Source organism: Flavobacterium sp. UBA4854, from assembly GCF_002399805.1.
In the GTDB taxonomy this organism is placed as follows: Bacteria; Bacteroidota; Bacteroidia; order Flavobacteriales; family Flavobacteriaceae; genus Flavobacterium; species Flavobacterium ginsengisoli.
Map to the genome: position 1 here is coordinate 56,527 of NZ_DHEI01000109.1, position 542 is coordinate 57,068.

Genomic DNA, 542 nt, shown 5'->3' on the forward strand with positions numbered 1-542 from the left:
GCTTCAATCATCGATTTCATTAATTCGAAAGCATTTAGGTTTCCACCAAAACCTGCTTCGGCGTCGGCTACAATCGGAACCAAATAATCTTTTCTATCTTCAATATTATTTACAGTCTGAATCTGATCGGCACGCAACAAAGCATTGTTGATCTTTTTTACCACCATGGGAACACTGTTTACCGGATAAAGCGATTGGTCTGGATACATTTCTCCCGCCAGATTTGCATCAGCAGCAACTTGCCATCCGCTTAAATAAATTGCTTCTAAACCAGCATCCACTTCCTGAATCGCTTGATTTCCTGTTAAAGCTCCCAAACCCGCTACATAATCCTGACTTTTTAACTTTCTCCATAATTTCTCCGCTCCCATTTTCGCAATAGAATGCTCAATTTTGTACGATCCCTGAAGCGTTACTACTTCACTCGCAGTATAAGGACGCTCCACTCCTTTCCATCTCGGGTTCGTAATCCAATCGTTAATCAATTCCTGAATTCTGTCTTCTGTTGTTTTCATAAATAGTATAGTTAAGTTGGTTAGTAA

1 pseudogene is annotated in these 542 nt (G+C 40.0%); it reads right to left on the bottom strand.

From position 1 onward, the window contains the following. Positions 1 to 515 (bottom strand): annotated as a pseudogene (locus B3J44_RS16525) (isocitrate lyase); the annotation flags it as partial. Positions 516 to 542: the final 27 nt, after the last annotated feature.